At 64.6% G+C, this 25412-nt stretch carries 29 protein-coding genes; 17 read left to right on the top strand and 12 right to left on the bottom strand.

Annotated elements, in window-relative coordinates; genetic code table 11:
• Positions 1-326: 326 nt before the first annotated feature.
• The 4 genes from QZY44_RS08030 to gatC form a co-directional block, all read right to left on the bottom strand.
• The gene (locus QZY44_RS08030; protein ID WP_295444726.1) at positions 327-1232 is read right to left on the bottom strand and encodes a J domain-containing protein; all 906 of its coding nucleotides are present in this window, start codon (positions 1230-1232) and stop codon (positions 327-329) included.
• A 122-nt stretch (positions 1233-1354) separates the two neighbouring features.
• Entirely contained in the window at positions 1355-1489 is a 135-nt protein-coding gene (locus QZY44_RS08025) for a hypothetical protein (RefSeq protein WP_295444724.1), read from the bottom strand.
• Positions 1490-1557: 68 nt separating this feature from the next.
• Positions 1558-3012, bottom strand: a complete 1455-nt coding sequence (gene gatA, locus QZY44_RS08020) for an Asp-tRNA(Asn)/Glu-tRNA(Gln) amidotransferase subunit GatA (protein ID WP_295444721.1) — start codon at positions 3010-3012, stop codon at positions 1558-1560.
• Entirely contained in the window at positions 3012-3299 is a 288-nt protein-coding gene (gene gatC, locus QZY44_RS08015) for an Asp-tRNA(Asn)/Glu-tRNA(Gln) amidotransferase subunit GatC (RefSeq protein ID WP_295444718.1), read from the bottom strand. The genes gatA and gatC overlap by 1 nt, the downstream gene beginning before the upstream one ends.
• A gap of 285 nt (positions 3300-3584) precedes the next feature.
• Here gatC and QZY44_RS08010 point away from each other — a divergent pair, with 285 nt between their 5' ends.
• The 9 genes from QZY44_RS08010 (at position 3585) to lipB (ending at position 12970) form a co-directional block, all read left to right on the top strand.
• On the top strand, positions 3585-4631 hold the full coding sequence (locus tag QZY44_RS08010) for a rod shape-determining protein (RefSeq protein ID WP_295444715.1): 1047 nt from the start codon (positions 3585-3587) through the stop codon (positions 4629-4631).
• A gap of 252 nt (positions 4632-4883) precedes the next feature.
• Positions 4884-5846, top strand: a complete 963-nt coding sequence (gene mreC, locus QZY44_RS08005; protein ID WP_365303667.1) for a rod shape-determining protein MreC — start codon at positions 4884-4886, stop codon at positions 5844-5846.
• Positions 5839-6327, top strand: coding sequence for a rod shape-determining protein MreD (gene mreD / locus QZY44_RS08000; RefSeq protein ID WP_295444712.1), 489 nt, complete (start codon positions 5839-5841; stop codon positions 6325-6327). The genes mreC and mreD overlap by 8 nt, the downstream gene beginning before the upstream one ends.
• A gap of 3 nt (positions 6328-6330) precedes the next feature.
• Positions 6331-8205, top strand: coding sequence for a penicillin-binding protein 2 (gene mrdA, locus QZY44_RS07995; protein ID WP_295444735.1), 1875 nt, complete (start codon positions 6331-6333; stop codon positions 8203-8205).
• Positions 8195-9319 (top strand): rod shape-determining protein RodA, encoded by a 1125-nt coding sequence (gene rodA / locus QZY44_RS07990; RefSeq protein ID WP_295444710.1) that lies wholly within the window; start codon positions 8195-8197, stop codon positions 9317-9319. The genes mrdA and rodA overlap by 11 nt, the downstream gene beginning before the upstream one ends.
• Positions 9320-9382: 63 nt before the next feature.
• Positions 9383-10591 carry a septal ring lytic transglycosylase RlpA family protein gene (locus tag QZY44_RS35695; RefSeq protein WP_365303660.1) on the top strand — a complete coding sequence of 403 codons (1209 nt, stop codon included), beginning with the start codon at positions 9383-9385 and terminating at the stop codon, positions 10589-10591.
• Between the two features lie 168 nt (positions 10592-10759).
• On the top strand, positions 10760-11989 hold the full coding sequence (locus QZY44_RS07975; protein WP_295444706.1) for a D-alanyl-D-alanine carboxypeptidase family protein: 1230 nt from the start codon (positions 10760-10762) through the stop codon (positions 11987-11989).
• Between the two features lie 16 nt (positions 11990-12005).
• A complete protein-coding gene (locus QZY44_RS07970) occupies positions 12006-12299 on the top strand; it encodes a DUF493 domain-containing protein (protein ID WP_295444704.1) in 294 nt (97 codons plus the stop codon).
• A gap of 26 nt (positions 12300-12325) precedes the next feature.
• On the top strand, positions 12326-12970 hold the full coding sequence (lipB, locus tag QZY44_RS07965) for a lipoyl(octanoyl) transferase LipB (RefSeq protein ID WP_295444701.1): 645 nt from the start codon (positions 12326-12328) through the stop codon (positions 12968-12970).
• Positions 12971-13156: 186 nt separating this feature from the next.
• On the opposite strand, the gene QZY44_RS07960 is transcribed toward lipB, so the two are convergent.
• The 7 genes from QZY44_RS07960 to QZY44_RS07930 all read right to left on the bottom strand — a co-directional run bounded on the left by QZY44_RS07960 (position 13157) and on the right by QZY44_RS07930 (position 16426).
• Positions 13157-13285, bottom strand: a complete 129-nt coding sequence (locus QZY44_RS07960) for a hypothetical protein (protein ID WP_295444740.1) — start codon at positions 13283-13285, stop codon at positions 13157-13159.
• A complete protein-coding gene (locus tag QZY44_RS07955) occupies positions 13282-13572 on the bottom strand; it encodes a nucleotidyltransferase family protein (RefSeq protein WP_295444698.1) in 291 nt (96 codons plus the stop codon). Before QZY44_RS07955 ends, QZY44_RS07960 begins: the two co-directional genes overlap by 4 nt.
• A gap of 500 nt (positions 13573-14072) precedes the next feature.
• Positions 14073-14141 carry a hypothetical protein gene (locus QZY44_RS07950; protein WP_295444729.1) on the bottom strand — a complete coding sequence of 23 codons (69 nt, stop codon included), beginning with the start codon at positions 14139-14141 and terminating at the stop codon, positions 14073-14075.
• Positions 14142-14222: 81 nt separating this feature from the next.
• Complete coding sequence (locus QZY44_RS07945) at positions 14223-14705, bottom strand: hypothetical protein (RefSeq protein WP_295444695.1); 483 nt, start codon at positions 14703-14705, stop codon at positions 14223-14225.
• The gene (locus QZY44_RS07940) at positions 14596-15027 is read right to left on the bottom strand and encodes a hypothetical protein (protein ID WP_295444693.1); all 432 of its coding nucleotides are present in this window, start codon (positions 15025-15027) and stop codon (positions 14596-14598) included. Before QZY44_RS07940 ends, QZY44_RS07945 begins: the two co-directional genes overlap by 110 nt.
• A 96-nt stretch (positions 15028-15123) precedes the next feature.
• Positions 15124-15471 (bottom strand): hypothetical protein, encoded by a 348-nt coding sequence (locus QZY44_RS07935; RefSeq protein ID WP_295444689.1) that lies wholly within the window; start codon positions 15469-15471, stop codon positions 15124-15126.
• A gap of 31 nt (positions 15472-15502) precedes the next feature.
• Entirely contained in the window at positions 15503-16426 is a 924-nt protein-coding gene (locus QZY44_RS07930; protein ID WP_295444686.1) for a DUF4062 domain-containing protein, read from the bottom strand.
• A 509-nt stretch (positions 16427-16935) separates the two neighbouring features.
• On the opposite strand from QZY44_RS07930, the gene glnA reads away from it, so the two are divergent.
• The 4 genes from glnA to ntrC all read left to right on the top strand — a co-directional run bounded on the left by glnA (position 16936) and on the right by ntrC (position 21445).
• On the top strand, positions 16936-18339 hold the full coding sequence (glnA, locus tag QZY44_RS07925) for a glutamate--ammonia ligase (RefSeq protein ID WP_295444683.1): 1404 nt from the start codon (positions 16936-16938) through the stop codon (positions 18337-18339).
• Between the two features lie 72 nt (positions 18340-18411).
• A complete protein-coding gene (locus QZY44_RS07920) occupies positions 18412-18936 on the top strand; it encodes a DUF4124 domain-containing protein (protein WP_295444680.1) in 525 nt (174 codons plus the stop codon).
• Positions 18937-18966: 30 nt separating this feature from the next.
• A complete protein-coding gene (glnL, locus tag QZY44_RS07915) occupies positions 18967-20034 on the top strand; it encodes a nitrogen regulation protein NR(II) (protein ID WP_295444677.1) in 1068 nt (355 codons plus the stop codon).
• On the top strand, positions 20027-21445 hold the full coding sequence (gene ntrC / locus QZY44_RS07910; protein ID WP_295444674.1) for a nitrogen regulation protein NR(I): 1419 nt from the start codon (positions 20027-20029) through the stop codon (positions 21443-21445). Before glnL ends, ntrC begins: the two co-directional genes overlap by 8 nt.
• 4 nt (positions 21446-21449) lie before the next feature.
• Here the strand turns inward: ntrC and QZY44_RS07905 are convergent, their stop codons facing one another.
• Positions 21450-21674, bottom strand: coding sequence for a hypothetical protein (locus QZY44_RS07905; RefSeq protein WP_295444671.1), 225 nt, complete (start codon positions 21672-21674; stop codon positions 21450-21452).
• A gap of 392 nt (positions 21675-22066) precedes the next feature.
• On the opposite strand from QZY44_RS07905, the gene QZY44_RS07900 reads away from it, so the two are divergent.
• From QZY44_RS07900 to QZY44_RS07885, 4 genes are all read left to right on the top strand, one after another.
• Entirely contained in the window at positions 22067-22543 is a 477-nt protein-coding gene (locus tag QZY44_RS07900; RefSeq protein ID WP_295444668.1) for a tRNA (cytidine(34)-2'-O)-methyltransferase, read from the top strand.
• Positions 22544-22734: 191 nt separating this feature from the next.
• A complete protein-coding gene (locus QZY44_RS07895; RefSeq protein ID WP_295444665.1) occupies positions 22735-22872 on the top strand; it encodes a hypothetical protein in 138 nt (45 codons plus the stop codon).
• Positions 22873-23984: 1112 nt separating this feature from the next.
• Positions 23985-24824 (top strand): aspartate/glutamate racemase family protein, encoded by an 840-nt coding sequence (locus tag QZY44_RS07890; RefSeq protein ID WP_295444662.1) that lies wholly within the window; start codon positions 23985-23987, stop codon positions 24822-24824.
• Between the two features lie 123 nt (positions 24825-24947).
• Positions 24948-25112, top strand: a complete 165-nt coding sequence (locus QZY44_RS07885) for a hypothetical protein (protein ID WP_295444659.1) — start codon at positions 24948-24950, stop codon at positions 25110-25112.
• The last annotated feature ends 300 nt before the right edge of the window (positions 25113-25412 follow it).

Here is a 25412-nt window from a genome sequence, read left to right as displayed (position 1 = left end):
CGTTGCCCTGGGCTGGTATGCGGCACCCCGTTGGGGTGCAATACGGTGATGTTTGATAATGCCCTCATAGATGTCCATCGTCCGGTTGTGATTCGGTCTATGTAGTTGATGCATATCGCGTACGCTCGTGGTCGTCAAGTTGTTCCCGTTACCGGCCAGGTTACCATCGACCATACCGAGGAATAAATCTGCCCGGAAAAACAGCCCCGAAGGGGCGAGACATACCAGCCCAGGGCAACGCCCTGGGATCGGGCAACAACATCGATCAGCCCTGAAAGGGCGTGACATTCCGCCATCGGCCAAAGGCATCGTTGATTTCGACGCTCTTACGCGTAATGGACCGCGACAAGGATACCTATGGCCAAGAGTACGAACGCCAAGGACAGGCATCCGTCGTTGGCGCTCGGCTTGGCATTCGAGGCCAGGATATCTCCATTCTCGTCGATTTCTACATAGAAAACGCCGCGTTCTTTGAATCCTGAGATATCATCGCGCTGAATCATCGCGACCACGTCTCTCATGGATCTACCGTATTGGCGAGCGTATCGTTGTGCAGTGATTCCGCGCCTCCCTGCCTTGTTGAAATACCAAGAGTCTTTGGGGTCTGATATACCGTGCGTTTGCCTGATAACCTGGATAATGCTTCCTGGCTCTGCTCCATTCCCCATAACCCCAATCGCTCGATTGAGATCCCGGGCCGCATCCCGGTGCCCCGTAAAGATCAGCGTCTTGGCGAATTTGACGATGATCGGTTCCGACCCGAAATACAAAAGCAGAAACTCGTTCTCAAGTTGCTCAGCAATCGTGCTCGCGTCAGCGAACTCCTTGTTTCTCAAGATCCTCGCACAAAAGGCATCCGCCAATTTCCACGAGATCTTTGCGAGCCTTGCTCGCAGCCCCTCAAGTTCCGGGTAATACTGCACCGCGGTTTGCCAATCCGCATCGAGCGGACTGCCCGCACTTGGTTCGGGATCGCCGTCAGCAAAGGCCGTGTCAGCGCTTTGGGTCTTCTTCTCCCGGAGCCTGTCATATTCAACGCGCTTAGCCGGGTCGCTGAGGACACCGTACGCCTCGTTTAATTCAGCCATGCGCAGTCCGGCCGTGTCGGGCGTCACCCCCATCTTATCCGGGTGATAACGCTGCGCCAAGGCCTTGTAGGCGGCGCGTACAACGACGGCGTCGGCCGATGGTGTCAGTCCCAGCGTTGCGTAATAGTCCTTGTTGGCGTCCATTTTCTTGCTCGCTGTTTCGAGGTCTATGTCACGCCCTTTCAGGGCTGATCGCCAATATCACCGTCACCCAGGGCGTTGCCCTGGGCTGGTATGTCACGCCCCTTCGGGGCTTTGGTGCGCGGTTACCGCCAGTTGGGCGCGGCGACCAGCGGCATCGGACGGGCGCGATCATCGTTCTGGCCGTCGACGCCCAGACACGGAAAGCCCCGAAGGGGCGTGACATACCAGCCCAGGGCAACGCCCTGGGTTGCGTCCATCAGGATATCCAGCCCTGAAGGGGCGTGACATAGGGCAGGCCCTCGCGACCAGCCGGCGTCAATTGCAGTCAATCAAACCCCGCGGGCACCCCCAAATGCCAATCCGTCTCGCGCTGCAACCGATGCGCGACATTGAGCAGCCGCCCTTCGTCGAAATAGTTGCCGACGATCTGCAGCCCCACCGGCATCCCATCCACCGGGGCGACCGGAATGGACATGCCGGGCAGGCCGGCCAGGTTGGCGGCGATGGTGTAGATGTCGTTCAAATACATGGCCACCGGGTCGTCCATCTTGGCGCCGATGGGGAAGGCGGTGGTGGGGCTGGTGGGACCCATGATGACGTCGGCCTGCTCAAAAGCGCGACGGAAGTCCTCCGCGATCAGGTGGCGGATCTTCTGGGCCTTGAGGTAATAGGCATCGTAATAGCCGGCGGAGAGGACATAGGTGCCGATCATGATGCGGCGCTGAACCTCCGCCCCAAACCCCTCGGCGCGACTGCGCTTGTACAGGTCTTCAAGGTCTTTCGGCTGCTCGCAGCGGTGGCCATAGCGCACGCCGTCGAAGCGGGCAAGGTTTGATGAGCATTCGGCCGGGGCAACCACGTAATAGACGGGTACCGAGAGCGGGCTGTTGGGCAAGCTGATCTCCACGACCGTGGCGCCCTGGCGCTCGTATTCGCGGATGGCGGCTTGGATGCCGGCGGCTACCCGCTCATCCAACCCGGCGCCGAAATACTCCTTCGGCAGCCCGATGCGCAGCCCCGTCAGATCCCCATCCAACCCGGCGACATAGTCGGGCACCGGGGTATCCAGAGAGGTGGAGTCCCGCGGGTCGAAGCCGGCCATGGTCTGGAGCAGGAGCGCCGCATCCGCCGCCGAGCGGGCCATGGGACCGGCTTGGTCCAGGCTGGAGGCGAAGGCGATCATGCCCCAGCGTGAGCAGCGTCCGTAGGTGGGTTTGATGCCGGTGATGCCGCACAGTGCCGCAGGTTGGCGGATCGACCCCCCGGTATCGGTCCCGGTAGCAGCCACGCACAGACGGGCGGCGACGGCGGCGGCGGAGCCACCGGACGACCCGCCGGGGACCCGGGTCTGGTCCCAGGGGTTTTTCACCGGGCCATACCAGCTCGTCTCATTGGACGAGCCCATGGCGAACTCGTCCATGTTGGTCTTGCCAAGCACCACGGCCCCGGCGGCGGCGAGGCGCTCGACCACGGTGGCGTCGTAGGGGGCGATGAAGTTATCGAGCATCCGCGAGCCGCAACTGGTGCGCAAGCCGGCGGTGCAGAAGATGTCCTTATGCGCGATGGGGATGCCGGTCAAGGGCCCGCCGGTGCCGGCGGCCAGGGCCGCGTCGGCCTGCCCGGCGGCGGTCAGGGCAGGCTCAGCGGCAACGGTGATGAAGGCGTTCAGATCCGGGTTGTGCCGCGCGATCCGCTCCAGGAAGTGCCGGGTCAGCTCGACGCTGGAGTAGGTGCGGGCGCGCAGCCCAGCTACCAGTTCGGCAATGGTCTTGTCGTGCATTATTCGATCACCTTGGGAACCAGATAGAGCCCCGCGTCGGTCTGGGGTGCAATGGCCTGGAAGCGGTCGCGCTGGTCGGACTCGGTGGGCAGGTCCGGGCGCAGCCGCTGGGTCATGTGCAGGGGATGGGCCATCGGCTCGACGCCGGTCGTGTCGACCGCGTCCATTCGGGCGACCAGGCTTAAAATGTTGGAAAGGTCGTGGGCATAGCGGTCGCAGTCCGCGGGCGTGACCGCGAGCCGCGCCAGATGGGCGATCTTCTCGACGTCTGATCGATCCAGAGCCATTGCTGTCGTGTCCTCTTGAAGCGGGGTGTGGCCGGTCGGCCGCACCGGTAAGCAGGAGAAAATACCATAGGCTGGGGGAGGGCGGCACCTGCGCCGCAGGGGGCCGACGCGGTCCGCCGCGGAACTGCTTTCGGCGCCTCGCCTTGCCGACGGCGAGATGCGTTGTTAGATTACCGCCTCTTTGCCCTGGACTCCCCAGCGGGTCGCCCCAAGGGTGCCCCTCGGTACCCCTCAGCCCCGGGGTCGGTCAGGCGCCACGCGCCGCATTTTTAAGGTAAATACCTGATGTTTTTCAGACGTTTTCGTGGGATCTTCTCGACCGATCTGGCGATCGACCTGGGGACGGCCAATACCCTGATCCATGTGCGCGGCCAGGGTATCGTGCTCAACGAGCCCTCGGTGGTGGCGATCCGTCAGGAACGCGCGGGCGGACCCAAGACAGTGGTGGCGGTGGGCGAAGAGGCCAAGGCGATGCTCGGGCGCACGCCCCAGAACATCACCGCCATCCGACCGATGAAGGACGGGGTCATCGCGGACTTCACCGTCACCGAGAAGATGCTCCAGTTCTTTATCCACAAGGTACACGAGACGCGCATGGTCCGCCCCAGCCCGCGGGTGCTGATCTGTGTACCCTCCGGCTCGACCCAGGTGGAGCGGCGCGCGATCAAGGAGTCCGCCTCCGGGGCCGGCGCCCGGGAGGTCTATCTGATCGAGGAGCCGATGGCGGCGGCCATCGGCGCGGGTCTGCCGGTGGGTGAGGCGCGCGGCTCCATGGTGATTGACATCGGCGGCGGAACCTCCGAGGTGGCGGTGATCTCGCTCAACGGGATCGTCTACTCCAACTCGGTGCGGATCGGCGGCGATACCTTCGACGAGGCGATCATCAACTATGTGCGCCGCAACTACGGTACACTGATCGGTGTAGCGACGGCCGAGCGCATCAAGCACGCCATCGGCTCCGCCTTCCCGGGCAATGAGGTGCTGGAGATCGAGGTGCGCGGGCGCAACCTCGCCGAGGGCATCCCGCGCAGCTTCACACTCAACAGCAATGAGATCCTGGAGTCGCTGCAGGAGCCGCTGTCGGGCATCGTCGGTGCGGTCAAGTCAGCCTTGGAGCAGACCCCGCCGGAGTTGGGCTCGGACGTCGCGGAGCGCGGTATCGTGCTGACCGGCGGCGGCGCCCTGCTGCGGGACTTCGACCGGCTGATCGAGGAGGAGACCGGGCTGCCGGTGGTGGTGGCCAGCGACCCCCTGACCTGTGTCGCCCGCGGCGGCGGCAAGGCCTTGGATATGCTCGACACCCGGGGGCTCGACCTCTTCTCTACGGAGTAGCGCGCGACCGGGCAGTCCGAGTCAGTCGTTCAGGCGCCGGTCGCGGCGGTTGGGAAATAGACAGGATTAACAGGATTGCTCAGGATTAACGGGATGATAAACGGCTGGGTGCGGCTCTTCGATGATCTTGTAAATCCTGCAAAATCCTGTTAATTCTGTCCGTTTACTCCCTGGCAATCCCGGTGTCCGTTACTCACCTTTGCCCCTTGTGGCGTTAAATTACCTGGGTCCGCGCGACGCGCCCGGGTCCGCATCGCCTGCCCGAGAGGCATTGCCATCAAACCCCTGTTTCTCCATGTACCGTCCCCGACCTCGCGCGTGATCCTGGCGGTGATGCTGGCGATCGGGCTGATTCTGGCGGACCATCGCGACCAGCGCCTGGGGGCACTGCGCTCGACCTTGGCAGTGCTGGTGTATCCGCTGCAATTGCTGGCTGATTTCCCGATCCGCTATGCCCGGCAAACCCAGGACCGCATGGCGGACGAGGGACAATTGCGTAACCAGAACGCCGAGCTTAAGCGCGACAACCTGATCTTGAGCGCGCGCTCGCAGCAGCTCGTGGCCTTGGAGGCGGAGAACATGCGCCTGCGCGACCTGCTCGGGTCCTCCTTCAAGATCGGTGAGCGGGTCCTGATCGCGGAGATCCTGGCCGTCGACCTGGCCGACTCGCGCCAGCAGATTTTGATCAACAAGGGCACCAACTCCGGTGTCTTCGTCGGTCAGCCGGTCCTGGATGCCAGCGCAGTCATGGGCCAGGTGATCCACACTAACCCCTTTTCATCGACCGTTTTGCTGATTACCGACGCGGACCACGCCCTGCCGGTGCAGGTGACTCGCAACGGGTTGCGCAGCATCGCGGTGGGGTCCGGGCCGGGCCGTGAACTGGACCTTCTGCACATCCCCAAGAACGCGGACATCCGGGTCGGCGACCTACTGGTGAGCTCCGGGTTGGGTGGTCGCTTTCCGCCCGGCTATCCGGTGGCACGCGTGAGCGCGGTCGGACAGGTACCGGACAACCCCTTTACCACCGTGAAAGCGGAGCCCAGCGCCCGGCTCGACCGCAGCCGCGAGGTGCTGCTGGTGTGGACCCTGAGTCCTGAGCACCATCAGGATGCCCTGAGCCGCAGCGAGCCCGCCTTCGGCAACCCGGCCGGCAGCCGCAGCGCGACCGGTCCCGGCAAGTCGGCGCCCCGACGGGGCACGCGTCGTGAGTGAGACGGTCCGGCGTGGCACCTGGGCGGTGTGGGGCAGCCTGCTCATCGCACTGTTTTTAACCATCCTGCCGATGCCCGCGTGGATGGATGACTTCCGCCCCCCCTGGGTGGTCCTGACCTTGATTTTCTGGTCACTCACCCTGCCGGAACGGGTGGGCGTGTTCTCTGCGTTCGCCGCCGGGTTGACGCTCGACGTCACCACCGGCGCGCTGCTCGGTCACCACGCACTGGGGTTTTCCCTGGTCGCCTACCTGGCGGTGGAACTGCACCAGCGGGTGCGCACCTTTCCACTGTGGCAACAGACCCTGTTCGTCTGGTTGCTGCTGCTGGCGGAACGGCTGCTGTACCTGTGGGTACTCGGCGCCACTGGCCAACCCACGCCCAGCCTGGTCTATTGGGTACCCACCTTCCTCGGTGCCCTGCTGTGGCCCTGGGTCTTCGTGGTGTTGCGCGATCTGGCCCGGCGGGCCGGGGCACTCTGAATGATGCGCCTGGACTCGAACCTTCAGGACCGGCAACGCGAGGAACGCCTGGTGGGGGCAAGGGCAATCGTCGCCGGGGTGCTGGTCTTGGCGGCGTTGTCACTGGTCGTCGTGCGACTGGTCCGGTTGCAGATCACCGACCACGAGCATTTCTCCGTGCTGTCACAGGACAACCGGGTCAAGATCCAGCCGGTCCCACCCAGCCGCGGGCTGATCTATGACGCCCGCGGCGTGCTCCTGGCCGACAATCATCCATCCTTCTCACTGGAGATCACCATCGAGAAGGTGGATGACCTCCCGGGCACGATCGCGGCCCTGGCGCAGATCATTCGGCTGGATGACAAGGACCGGGAGCGCTTCGAGCACCTGAAGGCTCAGCGGGTGCGCTTCCAAGGCGTACCGCTGCGGCTGAATCTGACCCCGGAAGAGGTGGCCCGCTTCTCGCTGGACAGTTACCGCTTCCCCGGGGTGGACGTGCGGGCCGAGTTAATCCGCACCTATCCCTTGGGAGAACTCACCGCCCATGCTTTGGGCTATGTGGGACGCATCAACACGGAGGAAATCGGACGCATCGACTCGAGCGACTATGCCGGGACCCGTTTCATCGGCAAGGGCGGGGTGGAGAAGGCGCATGAGGGACTCCTGCACGGGCAGGCCGGCTACCAGCAGGTGGAGGTCAATGCCCACGGCCGGGTCCTGCGGACCCTGGAGTCCAAGCCGCCGATCGCGGGCCGCGACCTGCACCTGTATCTGGATATCACCCTACAGCGTGCGGCGACCGCCGCCCTGGGAGAGCACCGCGGTGCCGTCGTCGCCATCGATCCACGCACCGGCGGGGTGCTGGCCCTGGTGAGTAACCCGAGCTTCGACCCCAACCCATTCGTCGAGGGCATCGGTGGGCAGGAGTATCATGCCCTGCTATATGCCCCAGACAAGCCGCTCTTCAATCGGGCGGTGCGCGGCCAATACCCTCCGGGGTCCACGGTGAAACCCTTCGTGGGCCTGGCCGGGCTGGCAGAGGGCGTGGTCGATACCCGCAAGATCAAATATTGCTCCGGCGCCTACCGGCTGCCCGGGCAGAGCCACAATTACCGCTGCTGGCGGCATAGTGGGCACGGCGGGGTGGCCCTGGAGGCCGCCCTGATACAATCCTGCGACGTCTACTTTTACGATCTGGCCCACGAACTGGGGATCGAGCGTCTCAAGCACGTCCTGGGCGAGTTCGGCTTCGGCGCCCGCACCGGGATCGACCTGGCCGGCGAGTTGGGCGGGCTGGTACCCTCCAAGGAGTGGAAGGAGAAGGTGCGCAAACAGCTGTGGTTTCCGGGTGAAACACTCATCGTCGGCATCGGCCAGGGCGCCTTTATGGCGACCCCTCTGCAGCTCGCGGTGGCCACCGCCACCATGGCCAATCACGGTCACTTTTTTCAGCCCCGCGTCGCCCGCGCCGCGCAGGTGCCAGGGGCACCCCAGGCAGAGGACCTGCCGACCGTATCCCATGTGATTGATGCGGGTGACCCGCATCGCTGGGAACAGGTCATTCATGCCATGACCCAGGTGGTGGAGAGCCCCCGCGGGACGGCCAAGGGCATTCGCAGCCGGGACTACCGCATCGCCGGTAAGACTGGAACTGCCCAGGTCTTCACCCTGGGCCGCAATCAGGCCTACAACGCCTCCCAACTCGAGGAGAAGATGCGCGACCACGCACTGTTTGTTGCCTTCGCCCCGGCGGATGATCCGCGCATCGCCGTGGCGGTCATCGTCGAGAACGGCGGACACGGGGGTACGGTGGCGGCACCGGTGGCCCGTAAGGTCATGGATGCCTATCTGGGCGGCTCCACGTTGATTGCCGAGCCCGAGGCCGCCGATGGCGATTAGGCCCGGTGCCGCAGGATCGCACCGGCTGAATGACCCGACACAGTCGGGGCTGCTCATGCGCCTGCATATCGACGCCCCGCTGCTGTTGGGGCTGCTCCTACTATGTGCCTTTGGCCTGGTGGTATTGTTCAGTGCGACCGACCAGGACTTGGACGCGGTGGAGCGTCAGTTGGTGCGGCTCACCCTGGCCTTCGGTCTGATGTTCGCCGTGGCCCAGGTACACCCCTACCAACTGCGACGCTGGTCGCTCCCGCTCTATGTCCTGGGCGTCCTCATGCTGGTGGCGACACTCCTGGTCGGGGACGTCGGCAAGGGTGCTCAACGCTGGCTCGATCTGGGCGTGGTACGCTTTCAGCCCTCGGAAATGCTCAAGCTCGCGGTGCCGATGACGATCGCCTGGGTGCTGGCCGACCGGTCGCTGCCGCCGCGCCTGGGGCGGGTGTTCGCGGCGACCGTGCTGATGTTGATCCCGGTGCTCCTGATCGCCAAGCAGCCCGACCTGGGCACCGCGATCCTGGTGGCCGCCGCAGGGGTCACGGTCCTGTTCATCGGGGGCTTGAGCTGGCGGATCATCCTGATGGTCGCCGCAGCCGCGGCCGCCCTAGCCCCCCTGCTCTGGTACCGCATGCACGATTACCAGCGCCAGCGTGTGCTCACCTTCCTCGACCCGACGTCCGACCCCCTGGGGACCGGCTATCACATCATTCAATCACAGATCGCCATCGGCTCCGGGGGGCTGCACGGCAAGGGATGGCTGCTTGGCACCCAGTCCCACCTGGAGTTTCTGCCGGAGCACCACACTGACTTCATCTTCGCGGTGATCGGGGAGGAGTTCGGACTGACCGGCATCCTGGTGCTGCTCAGCCTCTACCTCTTCATCATCTACCGGGGCTTAAGCATCGCGGTCAACGCCCCGGACACCTACGGCAAGGTGCTCGCCGGCGGTCTGTCCCTGGTGTTCTTCGTCTATGTCTTTGTCAACACCGGCATGGTCACGGGCCTGCTCCCGGTGGTGGGGGTCCCGCTGCCACTGGTCAGCTACGGCGGGACCTCGATGGTCACCCTGATGGTCGGTTTCGGGATGCTCATGGCAGTCCAGACCCATCGTAAATAGCTTTTAATTGAGCGCGCCTGAGGATACGCTTAAGGTAGTATGTCAGCATGGGGTAAGCGACCAATGAACGTGCAGACCAAGCCTCACCAGACCCCGCCCGAGCGCCCGCAACAGGCCGCGTCGGCGCTGATCCTGTCCGCACTACTCCTGTTGTTGGGCGGCTGCGCCGGCCAGGGGAGCCGCGAAGCCGACGGGGCCTACCGTAAACTGGACCCGAACGCGATCCCGGACGCGGTCCCGCGCGTGGAACCCAGGTCCAAGTACGGGAACATGGCCAGCTACCGGGTCCGCGGGCGGGTGTATTACACCAAACAAGACGCTCGGGGACATGTCGAGCATGGCCTGGCCTCCTGGTACGGCAACCAGTTTAATGGCCACCGGACCAGTTCCGGTGAGCCCTATGATATGTACGCCATGACGGCGGCCCACAAAACGCTGCCACTGCCCAGTTACGCCCGCATTACCAATCTGGAGAACGGACGCAGCGCCGTGGTGCGCATCAACGACCGGGGGCCCTTCCATGCCACCCGGGCCATCGACCTGTCTTACGCGGCGGCGACCAAGATCGGGGTATTCCCCAAGGGTACGGCGACCGTCGAGATACGTGGAATCGACCCGGCGGCGCCCCACGGCGCACCAGGCGCCGCCCCCGGAGCCGATTCCGGCCCCTTCCTGGCAGACGCCGGGAATCGGCAAGAGACAATAGGGGGCAAGGTGGATGATGCGGCGATCACCCAGTCGCTGGCGATTGCCTCCCGCGGATCGGCGCCGCGTGCACGCGCGCCGGCCGCCGCGCCGCCCATGCGTGAGCGGGCCATGGCCGCGGCATTCGCCGCGGTGGACGCCGAACCGACTACCGAACCAACCCCGACACCTGTCGCACCGCCGGCACCCCGGCCGGTCGAAGAGACTCGGCCGGCGACGGTCGCGGCCCGCCCCCCAGTCGCCGGGCCGCAAGACGCCCCGGAAACCGCACCGGCGACGGTTGCAGCACGCGTCCCGCACCCCAGAGCGGCGAGCACCGCGGCGGATGGGCAGGATATCTATCTCCAGGTCGGCGCCTTCGGTGATCCGCGCAATGCCGAACGCCTGCGTGATCGCTTGAGCCCCCACCTGGCCGCGCAGGTGCGCGTCCAGCGCCCCACGGCGGACGGCTCCAGCCTGTACAAGGTCCGGGTCGGCCCCCTGGATTCCGAGGGCGAGGCGCGGCGGCTATCCGCCAAACTCCCGGCCCTGGGCGTGAGCGAAGCCCCGCGGCTGGTCTGGAACTGACACCGGCGGGCACCACGGGGAAGCGGCTGCCTGTGGGGCGGAACCGCGCGGCAGCGTGGTTCCCGCCCTGATGACCCGCATTTGCCGCCCGTACATCTGCGCGACGCACGATTCGGGTTAGAATTGGCGCAGTTATTCGCCCGCCACTCCGATCCCCGGTTACGCCCCATGAAGTTGCAACCCGCGCTGCTCATCCTTTGCCTGTTCGCCCTGCTGCCACTCAGCCTCCGCGCCACGGGGGCGCCGGCCGCGGCGGCCCGGCCACAGACCGTGGCGGCGCCACCGCCCGCCGCGTCGGCACCACCCGCCGCCGCCGTCCCCACCGCCACCCAGGCGGTGCCGGCCCCGCCCCAGGTGGACGCCAAGGGCTACCTGCTGATCGATTTCAACACCGGGGCCGTGCTGGCGGAATCCCGGGCGGACGAGCGCCTGGAGCCGGCGAGCCTGACCAAGATCATGACCGGCTATACGATCTATCGGGAGCTGGCGGCCGAGCATGTCCATCTGAACGACCCGGTCATGATCAGTGAGAAGGCGTGGAAGACCGACGGCTCCAAGATGTTCGTGGAGGTCGGCAAGCAGGTCGTGCTGGAGGAACTGCTCAAGGGCATGATCATCCAGTCCGGCAACGATGCGAGCGTGGCGCTGGCCGAGCATGTGGCCGGCAGCGAGCAGGTCTTTGCTGAGTTGATGAATACCAACGCCCAGCGCCTGGGCATGACCAACTCGCACTTCGTCAACGTCACCGGCCTGCCGGACACCAACCACTTCACCACCGCCCGGGATATCGCCAAGGTGACCGCCGCCCTGATCCGCGAGTTCCCCCAGTTCTACGTGTGGGACGGCACCAAAGAGTACGAATACAACGGCATCAAGCAGCAGAACCGCAACAAGCTGCTGTGGCGCGACCCCACGGTGGACGGGGTCAAGACCGGCTTCACGGACAACGCCGGCTACTGCCTGGTCGCCTCCGCCAAGCGTGAGGCGATGCGCCTGATCTCGGTGGTCCTGGGCGCCAAGAACCCGGAGGCGCGCGCCGTCGCCAGCCTGGAACTGTTGAATTACGGGTTCCGTTTCTACGAGAGCCGGGTGCTCTATCCGGGGGGACAGCCGGTGGAGAACCTCCGGGTCTGGAAGGGCGACCTGCAAGAACTGCCGGTTGGTCCGGCCTGGGATGTCTACGCGACAATCCCGCGCGGGCGCTATGGGGAACTCAGTGCCCGCCTGGATAAGAGCCCGAACGTCACCGCCCCGGTCGCCAAGGGCGCGCGGGTCGGCGATATCGTCGTCCTCCTCGCCGGCCAGGAGGTCTCACGGGTGCCGCTGGTCGCCCTCCAGGCCGTGGGCGAGGGGAGTCTCTGGCAGCGGACCAGGGACACCGTGTGGCAGTGGTTCTGAGGCCAGTCTGCATGCCATGAACAAGCGACTCTGGGCACCCAACGCCGCGAAGGAAAAGGCCCGGCCCAACTTCCCCAGCCGCTACGCGATCAAGGCCATGGGGCGGGCGGACGTGGACTTCCGCTCGGTGGTACTGGAGATCATTCGGCGGCACGCCCCGCAGCTGGATGACGCCGCCGCCACCGCGCGCATGAGCAGCGGCGGCAAATGGTTGGCGGTGACCGTCACCATGCAGGTCCAGAACCGCAAGCAGCTCAATGCCATCTACCGGGACCTGACCGCCCATGACCTGGTGGTTTGGGCCTTGTGAGGGTGGACCAGCCCAGCGACTGGGGGATGACTCCACCGGCCGCGGTGCCCGCCCTCCCCGGCTTGGTCCTGCACCGCTTGCCCGGCCTGCAGGACTACCAGACCACCTGGGAGGCGATGCACGCCTTCACCCACGCGCGCAACGCCGCGACCCCGGACGCACTCTGGCTCCTGGAGCACCCGCCGGTCTTCACCCTGGGCCAGGCCGGACGCCCCGAGCACCTGCTCAACCCCGGCGCCATCCCAGTCATCCAGACCGACCGCGGCGGCCAAGTGACCTACCACGGACCCGGCCAGCTCATCGCCTATCTGCTCTTTGATCTGCGCCGCGCCGGGATCGGGGTCAAGCGCCTGGTACACATCCTGGAAGAGTCGGTCATCGAGCTGCTCGCCGCCCGCGGGATCGCCGCCGCCGCCCGCCCGGACGCACCCGGGGTCTACGTGAACGGGGCCAAGATCGCGTCCTTGGGGCTGCGCGTGCGCCAGGGGTGCAGCTATCACGGGCTGGCGCTCAACGTGGCGATGGACCTGGAGCCCTTCACGCGCATCAATCCCTGCGGGTACCCGGGGCTCACCGTCACCCAGATGGCCGACCTGGTGTCAGGCGTGTCGGTCGAGGACACTGGCCGCGACCTGGCGGCGGCCCTGACACGTATCCTGACACGCGGCTAGGCGATCGGTCCGCACAGCAGACCCTAAGGCGTGCGCCGTGCCCCTAGGGTCCACTGCGCGGACCGGTCCCGCGACATGAACCACCAGACCGCGGACTTCCTTGCGGTGCTCCGTGCAACGGACCCTACCCCCCTGACACCCTCCGTTCAGTTCTGAGGCGGGTCAGTCTTGCGTGTCGCATCCGGGTCAGTTTTTCATGTCGCCTGACACGAGAACGGCAGGCAGTTGTTTCAGTAACTGCGGTAGCGCCGTCTGCACCGTGTCCCACACGACATCAAGATTGATCTCGAAGTCAGACAGGCGCAACTCGTTCATACGGGCTGCGCCTCGGCCAAAATCCGAGCCGGGAATTTCGGTGGCAGATCACCGGGCGTCAGCAGATCGACCGGCACGCCCAAGAGGTCTTCCAGTTCGACTTGCAGACCGCCCAGGTCGAACAGCGTGGTACCTGGCAGTGCATCGACCAACAGATCCAGATCGCTGTCGCCCTGGTCGGTGCCGTGAAGGACCGATCCTAAGATGCGGGGATTGGCGGTGCGGAAGCGACGCGCCGTCTCGCGGACCGCGCTGCGTTTGCACTCAAGTGCAACCGAGGGTTTCATGGGCATCGCTCCTCCTCGCGCAGTTCCTCGATCAGGTCTTCTGTACTGTATTGGAAAACGCCGACTCGGGTATGTCCAGGGTCAATTGGGTCATCTGCGGCTCCTGTGCTGGCGTGCGCGGACGCCGGAATTGCGGGAACGGCACGCAAGGGTTCCAAATCCCGGGGCTCGGGTAAGAGTCTATCGTTGCCAACCCGGTTGCGCCACGGGGGCCTGACATCACTCCCACTCATGCTCAAGCCCCGCTTGGGCGCGAGATCCGGCGTGGATCAATGGGTCAAGGCTGGCGGCGCACGGCCAGGACGCAACGGAACCCGATCCCCTGCTTCCGGGCCCAGGACAAGTTCATGCCCCGCGTCGCGGCCCGCCGCTCCCAGACCAGGTCCCCGAAGGACCCGCCGCCGCGCATCATGCGCCGCGACCCACCTGTCCTGCCAATACGCCGGCAGAGCCACGGATTCGGACTCACGCCAGGCCCACCCGCCCGCTGACCGCCAGCGCTATTCGCGATAGCCGCCGTCCGCGATGAAGAGGGCGTATTGACCGTTGGTGACCGGGTAGCGGCCGATCCGGAAGGGTTCTGCGATCTCCTGCTGACCGTCCTGATAGGCATAGCGACCGGCCGGGACCAGGACGAAACCCGTCTTTTGCTAGAGCGGGTCACGCGGGTCGCCGAGCCGCGGGTCACCGACCAACCCCAGGACTATCCCTAGCCGAAACCGGTCCTTGACCGGGGCCTCATCCGCGATCGCCGTGAGCGCCAGGGCCGCATACCGGTCCTTGAGATCAAAAAGGTTGACCCCCTTGCGCTTGAGCATCTCGAGCCAGTCGGCGCAGACCACCGCGGGTGCGGGATTGGCGCGGACCGCGGCACGGTCCTGGGTGGCGAGCAGGTCGCGGGTGGCCTCCAGCGCCCACTGCTCGCCGTTGCGCTCCAGCATGCGGCCGAAGAGAAAGCTGAGCGTCAGCCGCCATTCGGCGACCGGGGCGCGCACGGCGACGACGGCCGTGAACCAGTCGGGTTCACGGCGGGTGCGCGCCAGGTGCTCGGCGGCCAGGAACTCCTGAAAGCTCAGGTGATAGAAAGCCGGCTTTGCCGCCCCCGCGGCCGAGCAGCAGGCCGGAGCGCGCAAGCAGCTCGTCGCGGCGCTCGGCGGCGGCGGTGGTGGCGGCCTCGGTGGCCGGGTTGAGGTCGGCATAATCGGTCAGGAGGCGCTCGACCTCTTCCATGCTGACGGCCGCCTCCGGCGTTACGCGTTGCAGTTGGATGCCGGACCCGGTGTGCATGCCGAGCGCAATGGCATCCAGACCCCCCCGCACGGCGGCGCGCTCGTTGTCCGCGTCCCGGTAGCGGTTGAAGAGTACGTTGTTGACCAGCTTGTCGTAGAGGTCGTGCCGGTCCTGGGGCAGAGGACGACCCTCGCCGTAACGCACGCACAGCGCGGTGAGGAGCATCGGGTTGCGCTTGAGCTCCTGCAGGTCCGCGCGGTCAGGCAGGTGATCGATCAGGCCGCGTGCCTTGTCCTCGCCCTGGGAGGGATCGGCGGCGGCCTACCAGCGGCAGATCAAGAGCGACTGGAGTCCCTCGTCCAGCGCGGCCAGCGGCGCCTCGGGCAGGTTCAGGCGCCGCAGGTCCTCGGGTCTCAGGCCATAGGGGCGGCTGGTGAGCAGCAGGCGGTTGCCGGCTTGGGTCGAATCGTCCAGTCCGTGTGCGAGCGCGGCCAGCAGGCAGGCGCGCGGGCAGGTCCGCCGGTGCCCGTCGCCATGGACGATGGGGACCTCATCGATACCGTCCAGGATGAGCAGGCACCGGCCGGCGCCGAGCCGTGCGGTGAAGGTCGCGGCGTCCAGGCGCCCCCCGGCCCATTCGGCGAGCCACTGGCCCAGGGCGGTGCTCAAGGCGTCCGGACTCAGATGGTGCCCCCCGGTGTCAGGGGCAGCGCGGACCAGAAGTCACGTAGCGGAACCAGGACCGGCAGGCGCTCGCGCAGTGGCGCGGGGAACGTCTCGCGGTACTGGTCCGGCTCGGCGATCGGGTGGGCGGGCAAGGCGCCGCCGACCGTGACCAGGGCAAGCCGGCGGCAGAAGGTGGACTTGCCGGCGCCGGGGTCGCCGGGACAATAGAGTGACTCATCACCCAGGCGACTGAGCAGCTGTTCGTGTTGTGGCCGGTCGTCCGGCCGCCCGTCGGGCGCCCCCTGGTCTGGCGTGCCGCGGCGCTCCAGGCGGGCGTGATGGCGAGGACATAGACCTGACTGAGCTGGGTGGGATGTTGTGCCTGGACCTCCAGGCCCAGCAGCTCCACGCACTCGTGGGCCTGGCGCAGCCATGCGAGATAGGCCGGAGAGATCGGCGGTGGCCCGTCGATCGGCGTTTCAGCGCCGGCGCCCGTGCCGGTCTGGCGCCTCAGCCAGTCCATCAGCGCCCGCGCCACCTCCAGCTTGAGCTCGGTCTGGGTACCGAAAGTGCGCCGCAGGCCGCGGGCATCGATCCAGGCCTTGAACGCCTTGAGCCCCCTGATGGCCTTGCGGGCGTCCCGGACCATGGCCTCGGCCTGGTCGTCGTCCTCCAGCGCCGCGGCGCTCTTGAGCGCGGCGTCCTGCCGATACTCAGCCGGCCAGTCCGCGCCTTCGTCGAGCACGAAGGCGAGTACCGGCCGGCCGGCGGCCACCGCCGCCTCGCGCTCCAGCCAGGTGATGCTCTTACCCTCGGGATTGAGCGCCGCATCCACGAGGACCCCGCCATAGCGGTGGGCGAGGATAACGACCAGCACGTCGGCCGCGCGCACGCGCTCCAGACAGGCCGCCAGCGGCAGCTGGTCCGCCGCGGTCCAATTCTCCTGCAGGTCCGCCACCAGACCCGCGGCATTGGCCCCATCACCGCCTGCTCACGAAACGGCTTGAGACGGATAGCCGGTTGGCGCCGGGGTTGCGAAGCCCCTGGCGCACCGAGGCACCACGCACCAACGTGGTGCGCACCCCTTGGCAGCCAGTCCATTTCAGTGCGCCACCCACGCCGGGCACCAGTGGCAGCCCACCGATTGCTCGAACCCGCTTAAGCGACGCCGCCGCGAGGACCGCGCCGGGGGTGCTGGACGACCACCTGGTCCGGCACCTGGCCTGATAAATGCAATGGCGCGGGGGACTGACCACCGTGCCCATGATCGCAACCAGAACCCCGCCGCGCGCCTGTGCGATTTTCCAGACGGTTGCCGGGCAGCCGTCGCAGGCCGGGCGTGCAGCGCCCCCCCTGACCTGCTACCCTTCGCGCCCAAGGATACGGAAGTCGGCAACACCACACGACCCCGGGCCGCCCCCACGGCGTGCCGCACCACTTAATCAAGTCAGCATTGGAGATGATTCGATGGCAGATGTCCTGAAGATGATCAAAGAACACGAGGTCAAGTTCGTTGATCTCCGCTTTACGGATACCAAGGGCAAGGAGCAGCATGTTTCGATTCCGGCCGCACTGGTCGACGAAGACATGCTCAGGGATGGCAAGATGTTCGATGGCTCATCGATCGCCGGCTGGAAGGGTATCCAAGAGTCGGACATGGTCCTGATGCCGGAAGGCGCCACCGCCGTTATCGACCCCTTCGCCGACGAAAACACGCTGATTATCCGCTGCGACATCCTCGAGCCGAACACAATGCAGGGCTATGAGCGCGACCCGCGCTCGCTGGCCAAGCGCGCCGAGGCCTACCTGAAGTCGACCGGTATCGCCGATACCGCGTATTTCGGCCCAGAACTCGAATTCTTCGTGTTCGACGACGTCCGTTGGGGCGCCAACATGGGCGGCTGTTTCTATAAGCTCGACTCCGATGAGGCCGAGTGGAACTCCGAACGCGTCTTTGAAGACGGCAACATGGGACATCGCCCGGGCGTGAAGGGCGGCTACTTTCCGGTACCCCCGGTCGATTCATTGAACGACCTGCGGGCCGCCATGTGTCTGGCCCTGGAAGAGATGGGTGTACCGGTCGAGGTGCATCACCACGAAGTCGCCACCGCCGGCCAGTGCGAGATCGGCACCGGGTTCTCATCGCTCGTGAAGCGTGCGGACTGGAACCAGATTCAGAAATACGCGGTCTGGAATGTCGCCCACGGTTGGGGCAAGACCGTGACTTTCATGCCCAAGCCGATGGTCGGCGACAACGGCACCGGCATGCACGTCCACCAATCACTGAGCAAGGACGGCGTGAACCTGTTTGCCGGAGACAAGTACGGCGGTCTGTCCGAGACGGCGCTGTATTACATCGGGGGCATCATCAAGCACGCCCGGGCGCTGAACGCCTTCACCAATGCCTCGACCAACTCTTATAAGCGCTTGGTCCCGGGTTTTGAAGCGCCGGTGATGCTCGCTTATTCCGCGCGCAACCGCTCCGCGTCGATCCGCATCCCGCATGTGTCGAGCCCCAAGGCCCGTCGCATCGAGGTCCGTTTCCCGGATTGCACCGGCAACCCCTACCTCTCGTTCGCCGCCATGTTGCTGGCCGGACTCGACGGCATTCAAAACAAGATCCATCCCGGCGACGCGATGGATAAAGACCTCTACGACCTGCCCCCCGAGGAGTCGAAGGCCATCCCGACCGTGTGCCACTCGCTGGATATGGCGCTCGAGGCACTGGATAAGGACCGGGAGTTCCTGACGGCCGGCGGCGTCTTTACCGACGATCTGATCGATGCGTATATCGACCTGAAGATGCAGGAGGTCACGCGCCTGCGCATGACCACGCACCCGATCGAGTTCGACCTCTACTACAGCCTGTAAGGTCTCGGCCCACCGACTTCAACGCGTCGGCGGCGCCCCCTCGTGGGGCGCCGGGCCTAGGTTGAGTCGGGAATGAAACTCGACTATCCTGTGTCCGTGATGCGGGTCGTTCTTGTCCTTTTTCTGACCATTGCGCAGGTTACTTCCGCGCAGGTTTTTCAGTGGGTCGATGCCGAGGGCCGAACCCAGTTCGCCGATCGGCCCCAGGCAAGCGTTGAGCGGCAATACCAGTCGGCAACGGCGGTCGCTGAGGCGGACGCAGATACCCCGGCGGCGCCACTCCTTGGTCCCTATTCTAGGTTTGATATCTGGTCTCCTGGGCCAGATCAGACGCTGCGCCAGCCACAGAATAACGTGGCCGTGCGCCTGCGCATCGAACCCCCCGTGATCACTGGACAGCAGCTGGAGTTCGTCCTGGATGGAGCCGCTGTCCGAACGGAAAAGGCGACTGATACGCAATTCACTCTGACCGGCCTGACCTTCGGCAGCCACGAGGTCGTGGCCCAGATTCGCAACATCCTGGGTACGATCGTGGCGCGCACGCCCGCGGTACCCTTTCAACTGCGCAAGCCCACCCCGCCTGGCGTGCTGCAATAGCGCCGTCGCCACGACAGGAATATCAGCAACGTGGCCACCTCACCCCTCGAACAAACGGTTCTCGATCACTTGAATACGGCGGTGATGCTGTTCGGCGCAGACCTGTGCCTTAAGTATCTGAACCCGGCGGCGGAGATGCTATTCCAATTCAGCTCCCGCCATGTGGTCGGTCTGCACGCGGTCAACGTCCTGACCTGCCCGGATATCAAGGTGGAAGGGCGTCTCACCGAGGCCTTGCGTTCGCAACACCCCTTTACCGATCGGGAGCTCAACGTCACGCTCTTGGATGGACACACCATCACGGTAAATTGTACGGTACTGCCGCTGCATCATTTTGATGCAGCGGCCGAATTACTGGTCGAACTGCGTCAGGTGGACCGGCAGCTGCGCATCACCCGCGAGGAACATCTGCTGTCTCAGCATCAGGCCACGCAAGCACTGATCAAGGGGCTCGCCCATGAGATCAAGAATCCGCTCGGTGGCTTGCGGGGCGCGGCCCAACTGCTGGAACGGGAACTCCCCGACCCGGGACTGCGCGAATATACCCGCATCATCATCGAAGAGGCCGATCGGCTGCAGGCCCTGATGAATCGCATGATCGGGCCGAACCGCATGCCGATTCGCACACGGCTCAACATTCATACGGTGCTCGAGCACGTGCGCGGCCTGATTCTCGCCGAAAATCCATTGGGCCCAGCCGTCCAGCGGGACTATGACCCAAGCATCCCGGAGTTTACCGCCGACCAGGACCGTCTGATTCAGGCGTTATTGAACATCGCGCGCAATGCCGCCGCAGCGGCCGGCAAGGCCGGTAACGTCGCATTGCGCACCCGCGTGCTGCGCCAATTCACCATCGGCAGCCGGCGTCATCGCCTGGTGCTACTCACCGAGGTGAGTGACGACGGGCCGGGGATACCCGAGGAGATTAAGGACCAGATCTTCTTTCCGATGGTGTCCGGGCACCCCGGCGGCACCGGGCTGGGGCTGCCGATCGCGCAGGAACTCATCAACCAGCATGGCGGGCTGATTGAATGTGATAGTCGCCCCGGCGAAACCCGGTTTTACGTCTACTTGCCGCTGGAGGCAGAACATGATTAGAGAACCCAGGGTATGGGTGATCGACGACGACCGATCGATCCGCTGGGTCCTGGAGCGTGCGCTGCGCAAGGCCGAAATGCACGTGACCTGCTTCTCCAACGGGGTCGGCGTCATGGAGGCCTTGGAGCGGGAGCAACCGGATGCTATCCTGTCCGATATCCGCATGCCGGGGATCAATGGCTTGGACCTGCTGCGGCAGGTCACCGCGCGCTATTCGGGCCTGCCGGTGATCATCATGACCGCCCACTCCGACCTCGACAGCGCCGTCTCCGCCTTTCACGGCGGGGCCTTCGAGTACCTGCCCAAGCCCTTCGACATTGATGAGGCCGTCGCTCAGGTCGCCAGGGCCTGTCGGCGCGTGCGTAGTGATAGCGTCGAGGAGCCACCGGTGCTCGATCGACCGGAGATTCTCGGCGAGGCGCCGGCCATGCAGGATGTGTTTCGCGCGGTCGGCCGGCTGGCGCGCTCCAACATCACCGTCTTGATCAATGGGGAGTCCGGCACCGGCAAAGAACTGGTCGCCCGCGCCCTGCACCGCCACAGTCCACGCGCCGAGCGCCCGTTCATTGCCCTGAACATGGCGGCGATCCCCCATGACCTGTTGGAGTCCGAACTGTTCGGGCATGAGCGCGGCGCCTTCACCGGGGCCCAGGCGAAACGCGAGGGCCGCTTCGAGCAAGCGGACCGCGGGACACTCTTTCTGGATGAAATCGGCGATATGCCTGCCGAACTTCAGACCCGGCTGCTCCGGGTGCTGTCCGCCGGTGAGTTTTATCGCGTCGGCGGGACCGCTCCGATCCGGGTGGACGTGCGCATTATCGCGGCGACCCATCAGAACCTGGATGAATTGGCGCGTCAGGGGCGCTTCCGCGAGGACCTGTTCCACCGCCTGAACGTGATCCGTATCCAGCTCCCGGCCCTGCGTGACCGCCGTGAGGACATCCCGCTGCTGATGCGTCATTTCCTCGTCCAGGCGGCACAGGAACTTGGCTGTGAGGCGAAGGTCCTGTTACCGAGCGCCATCGATCAACTCAAGCGCCTGGATTGGCCGGGCAATGTCCGCCAACTCGAAAACACGGCCCGCTGGTTGACGGTCATGGCATCCAGCAAGGAAGTCCACGCCGAAGACCTGCCGCCGGAGATCAACACGGCGAGCGCGCAAGACGCCGCCGACGAACCCTGGGAGACGGTGCTCCGACGGTGGGCGCGCCAAAGCCTCAAGCGCGGCCAAGGTGCCCTGCTCGATCAGGCCCTCCCCGCCTTCGAAACCATTCTGATTCAAACGGCACTGGAACACACCGGTGGCCGTCGTCAGGACGCGGCGCGGCTCTTGGGCTGGGGTCGCAACACCCTGACGCGCAAGATTAAAGAGCTTCAACTTGAGCTTGCGCGTGACCCGGAGGAGAGTTGACGCCTTAGACCCGCGATGAGCCAACGATCTGGTGGGCGAGGTCGACCACCCGGTTGGCCATCGCCATATATTCCTGGCGATAGTTCAGCAACAATCCCTCGCTCGGCGCCCAGTAGTCCTTGCCACTGACGCCGTGCTGATGTTCGTGTTCGATGAACCGTCTTTGCAGCCCGAGCATCTGCTCGATCAGGGCCTGCTTCTGTTGTTTCAACGCGCTGATGTCGGTCACGAAAGCCTCCGGCAGGGGGTCATTGAACGGGGTCCGCTGCGTTAGTATTTGCAGAAGTCTTAATATACCACCTGATAGGCCGCCCGGGTCAAGCCGGTGCGCCCTAGTCGAGACAAGCCTAAGATCCCGCTACCACTTGAGAACCAGCGTGAGCCCAAGAAATGGACAGGATTAACAGGATTTCTCAAGATTTACAGGAAGTTTTGTTGCTACGCGCCCCAGTCAAGAATCCTGTTAATCCTGCGCAATCCTGTTAATCCTGTCCAATTTCCCGCCGCGGGCTCGACTGTCCAAGTGGCATCGGGAGTTGCGCTTCGCGGCACTAGCCCTGGATCTGTCTGGTCGCCCCCACACCCCGAGCGCGGCCCGGCACGCGGAGAAGCTGTCAAGAGATGTTCCACCTTATCCTTTTCCAGCCGGAAATCCCGCCAAACACCGGCAACATCATGCGTTTGTGTGCCAACGTGGGCGCGCGGCTGCATCTGATCGAGCCGCTGGGCTTCACCCTGGAGGATCGGCTGTTACGCCGCGCGGGGCTGGATTACCGTGAGTGGGTGGAGGTGCTGGTGCATCCTTCACTGTCGAACTGTCTTGCCGGCCTCCCGCAGGCCCGGGTCTATGCGCTCAGCACCCATGGCCGGGTCCGCTACGACACGCCGCGCTTTCAGCCGGGGGACGGCTTCCTGTTCGGACCAGAGACCCGCGGCCTGCCCCGCGAACTGCTCGACGGGCTGCCCGCCGAGCAGCGCCTGCGGCTACCCATGAGGCCCGACAACCGCAGCCTGAACCTCTCCAACGCAGCCGCGGTGGTCCTCTTTGAGGCCTGGCGACAATTGGATTTCGGCGGCGCGGGCGAGCCGCAGGGATAAAGGGCAGCCATCACGCCAAGTCGCCACGCTTAGCCGGGGTCAGGCCTCAGCGCCGTACCCAGCGCTGCCACCGACTCGCGGGGCCCCACCGGCCCACAAAAAAATCCGTTGCACCCGTTAAAGAACCGAAGGTAAACTAAATTCTACATGCTGCTTGCGTTAATTTTCTGTGAATGCAACAGGAGGGGATCGTGTCGGGTTCAACTGTCATCCCTCGGCTGGCTTCGGGCAAGCTGGCCCTGATGCAACCTATTGATGCCGCCTTGCCGGCCGATGCCGCTACGCTGGACTTGAGCGCGGACCACGGTGACGCCCACTTTCGCTGTTAACCATCGGCACCGCGGCCAACGATATCGCCGGGACACCCTTACCGTCGCCCCGGCGCGCCTTGGTGCTGCGGCGATATCCCGCCATCCATCGCGTCCGCGACGAGCGGGCGTGGACTTACTGGAATAAGGTGACGACTAAGCATTTATACGTCGTGCGCGCCGCACGGCCCCCCGGTCGCGGCACGACGCCTGGCGCGCACGACGTATAGATGCTTAGTCGTAGAACACGTAGCACTTGGGAGACCTTGCGCCTGTCGCCGATGAAGAATCCCAGTTCCCTCAACGCGCCGCAGTCGACTGCGATGAAGAATGGTGGCTGTGCGCACGCGCCGCTGCTCGCCGCGATGAAGAATGGCGGTTGCCCGCAGCGTCGCCGCTTGCTGCGATGAAGAATGGTGGCTTATCGCGGGCGCCGATCTCGGGCGGGGCCAGAAGATCGCAGATGTCCGCTGTTGCCCTCATCGGCCGTTCGCTCGGGACTCCCAAGCGGCGAAAAGGTGCTACCTAGGCCAAAGAGCGCGCGCGCCATCGGGGTTTGAGCCAGTTTGCAGTGTCCCAAGTGCCGCGTGTCGCCTTGGCCTTAACGTTGGCGAACGACACGGCAGCCATAAGACAGCGTGATTTCAAATTGGCCAGCTTTAAAGCATGCCATAGTAGTGGTATCAGCAGTGAAGAAAGCCGCGTATTCGGATCGCGCAGCTGCCCGAATAGAGCTTCGCCCGCCGCCGATGCGAGTAGAATAGCGGAAACGGGGACGGACAACGATTTCTCGGCTCACTCTGAGTAAGAATACGCCTAACCCAGCTCAACAGCGCACAGCTTTAGACTCGTGAGCATCTGGAGCAGCTACGTCGATAAGCGAGGATGCTGTTTGCACTCATTTTTCGTTTTGGCCGCAGGTCCGTAGAGCCGTAGCATGCGCAGAGCGATAGCGAAGCACATTGATCGCGTAAACCCACACGCCTGATAGACCGTTTCAGCTTTTCTTGCGTATGGATGCGGTTCGTTCCGCATCGCATTCTACGGAGCTATACTACCGATAGATGAACCAAAGGGCAGTGAACCGGGATCGGTAGAGATACACCCACAACCCAAAGAAGAGGTCAAGCCTCGTGAACGCCAGCGCCAGAATTCTACACATCGGTATACTTTCCGTGGTGGCCGCAATAGGTCTGCTTGCCGCCCCGGGCTTTTCGCTATACGCGCAAGACCCGAACCCCGCAAGGGCCAGCGTCGAGACGTCCGCCAAGACCATCGGCGTCATCGGCGGTGTGAGTTGGTTGTCCTCTGCCGAATATTATCGGCTGATGAACGAGATGGTGCGCGAGCGACTCGGCGGCCTCCATTCCGCTAAGATCCTTATGTACTCGATCGAGTTCGGGGAATTTTCCAAACAGGAGCGCCTAGCCGATCGCGGGGATTGGGCACCGCTCGTTGCGACCATGCTTGATGCGGCCGAGCGGCTGAAACGCGGCGGCGCCGATTTCATCGTCATCGCTTCCAATACGCTTAATTCCCAGGCGCCCCTCATCGAAGAGAAGGTCGGCATCCCGGTGATCCATATCGCCGACGCAACGGCGGCAGCGGCGAAGGAGAAAGGCGTCGGCACCGTAGCGCTGCTCGGCACCAAGTACACGATGGAGCAGCCATTCTATCGCGAGCGGCTGGAGCGGCAGGGGCTCAAGGTCGTGGTACCGAATGCGGAGGAGCGCGATTATATCAATCACGTGATATTCGAGGAACTGTGTGCCGGCCAAATCACAGAAGAGTCGCGGCGCGGATTCGTGCGCATCATCGAGCGTCTGGTGAAGGACCAGGGCGCTCAGGCGGCGATCCTCGGCTGCACCGAGATCCCGCTCTTGATTAAGCAGAGCGATGTGTCAGTGCCGACGCTCGATACCACCGCGATCCATTCGGCCGCGGCGGTGAAGCGCTCGCTCCAAGGTCAATAGCCGGTCGGCCGGGGGAAAACTGAGACGGACAACGGTTTCTTATTCTGATCGACTGAGTTCGAGTTCGGGTGACAGTTCACTTAATTCAGTAGCCAACGGATCTGTAAGGAAATTATTCGGCTGATGTTCCGGATCTTCCCGGATGTGTCACAACCGGTGCCACGGCTGAGGAAGTTCGAGCAGAAAGAAGCGGGGGCCATTGTTTTTCACATTGATGGACTTCGTGAGGATGCACTACCCATCCCGGAGCCAACCAGCGCGGTCGACGACATCGAACTGCCGGCCTGACTGAGGCTACAGTGTCACGTCTATCGCTTAACCGGCCTTGATCGTAACTCCGGCCGACGGCCTCGGGGCGCATAGCGCCCAGTACACGCGTGACACCGCGGGAGAGATTGGGCAAGTATTCCCCGTAGGTTGGGCTGAGGAACGAAGCCCAACGTGCGTCCGCATGCAAGGCGCTGAAATGTTGGGGTTCGTTCCTCACCCCAACGAGAAGGATGAGTCGTGCGAGCAGAGCGAGCCACGACTTATCCTTGTGGTTGGACGAGCCCGGTAAGTTGGCACGGGAGCTGTAATAGGAAATAT

It is taken from the genome of uncultured Thiodictyon sp. (assembly GCA_903837595.1).
Classification (GTDB): domain Bacteria; phylum Pseudomonadota; class Gammaproteobacteria; order Chromatiales; family Chromatiaceae; genus Thiodictyon.
This window is presented reverse-complemented; position numbering and strand designations above follow the sequence as displayed.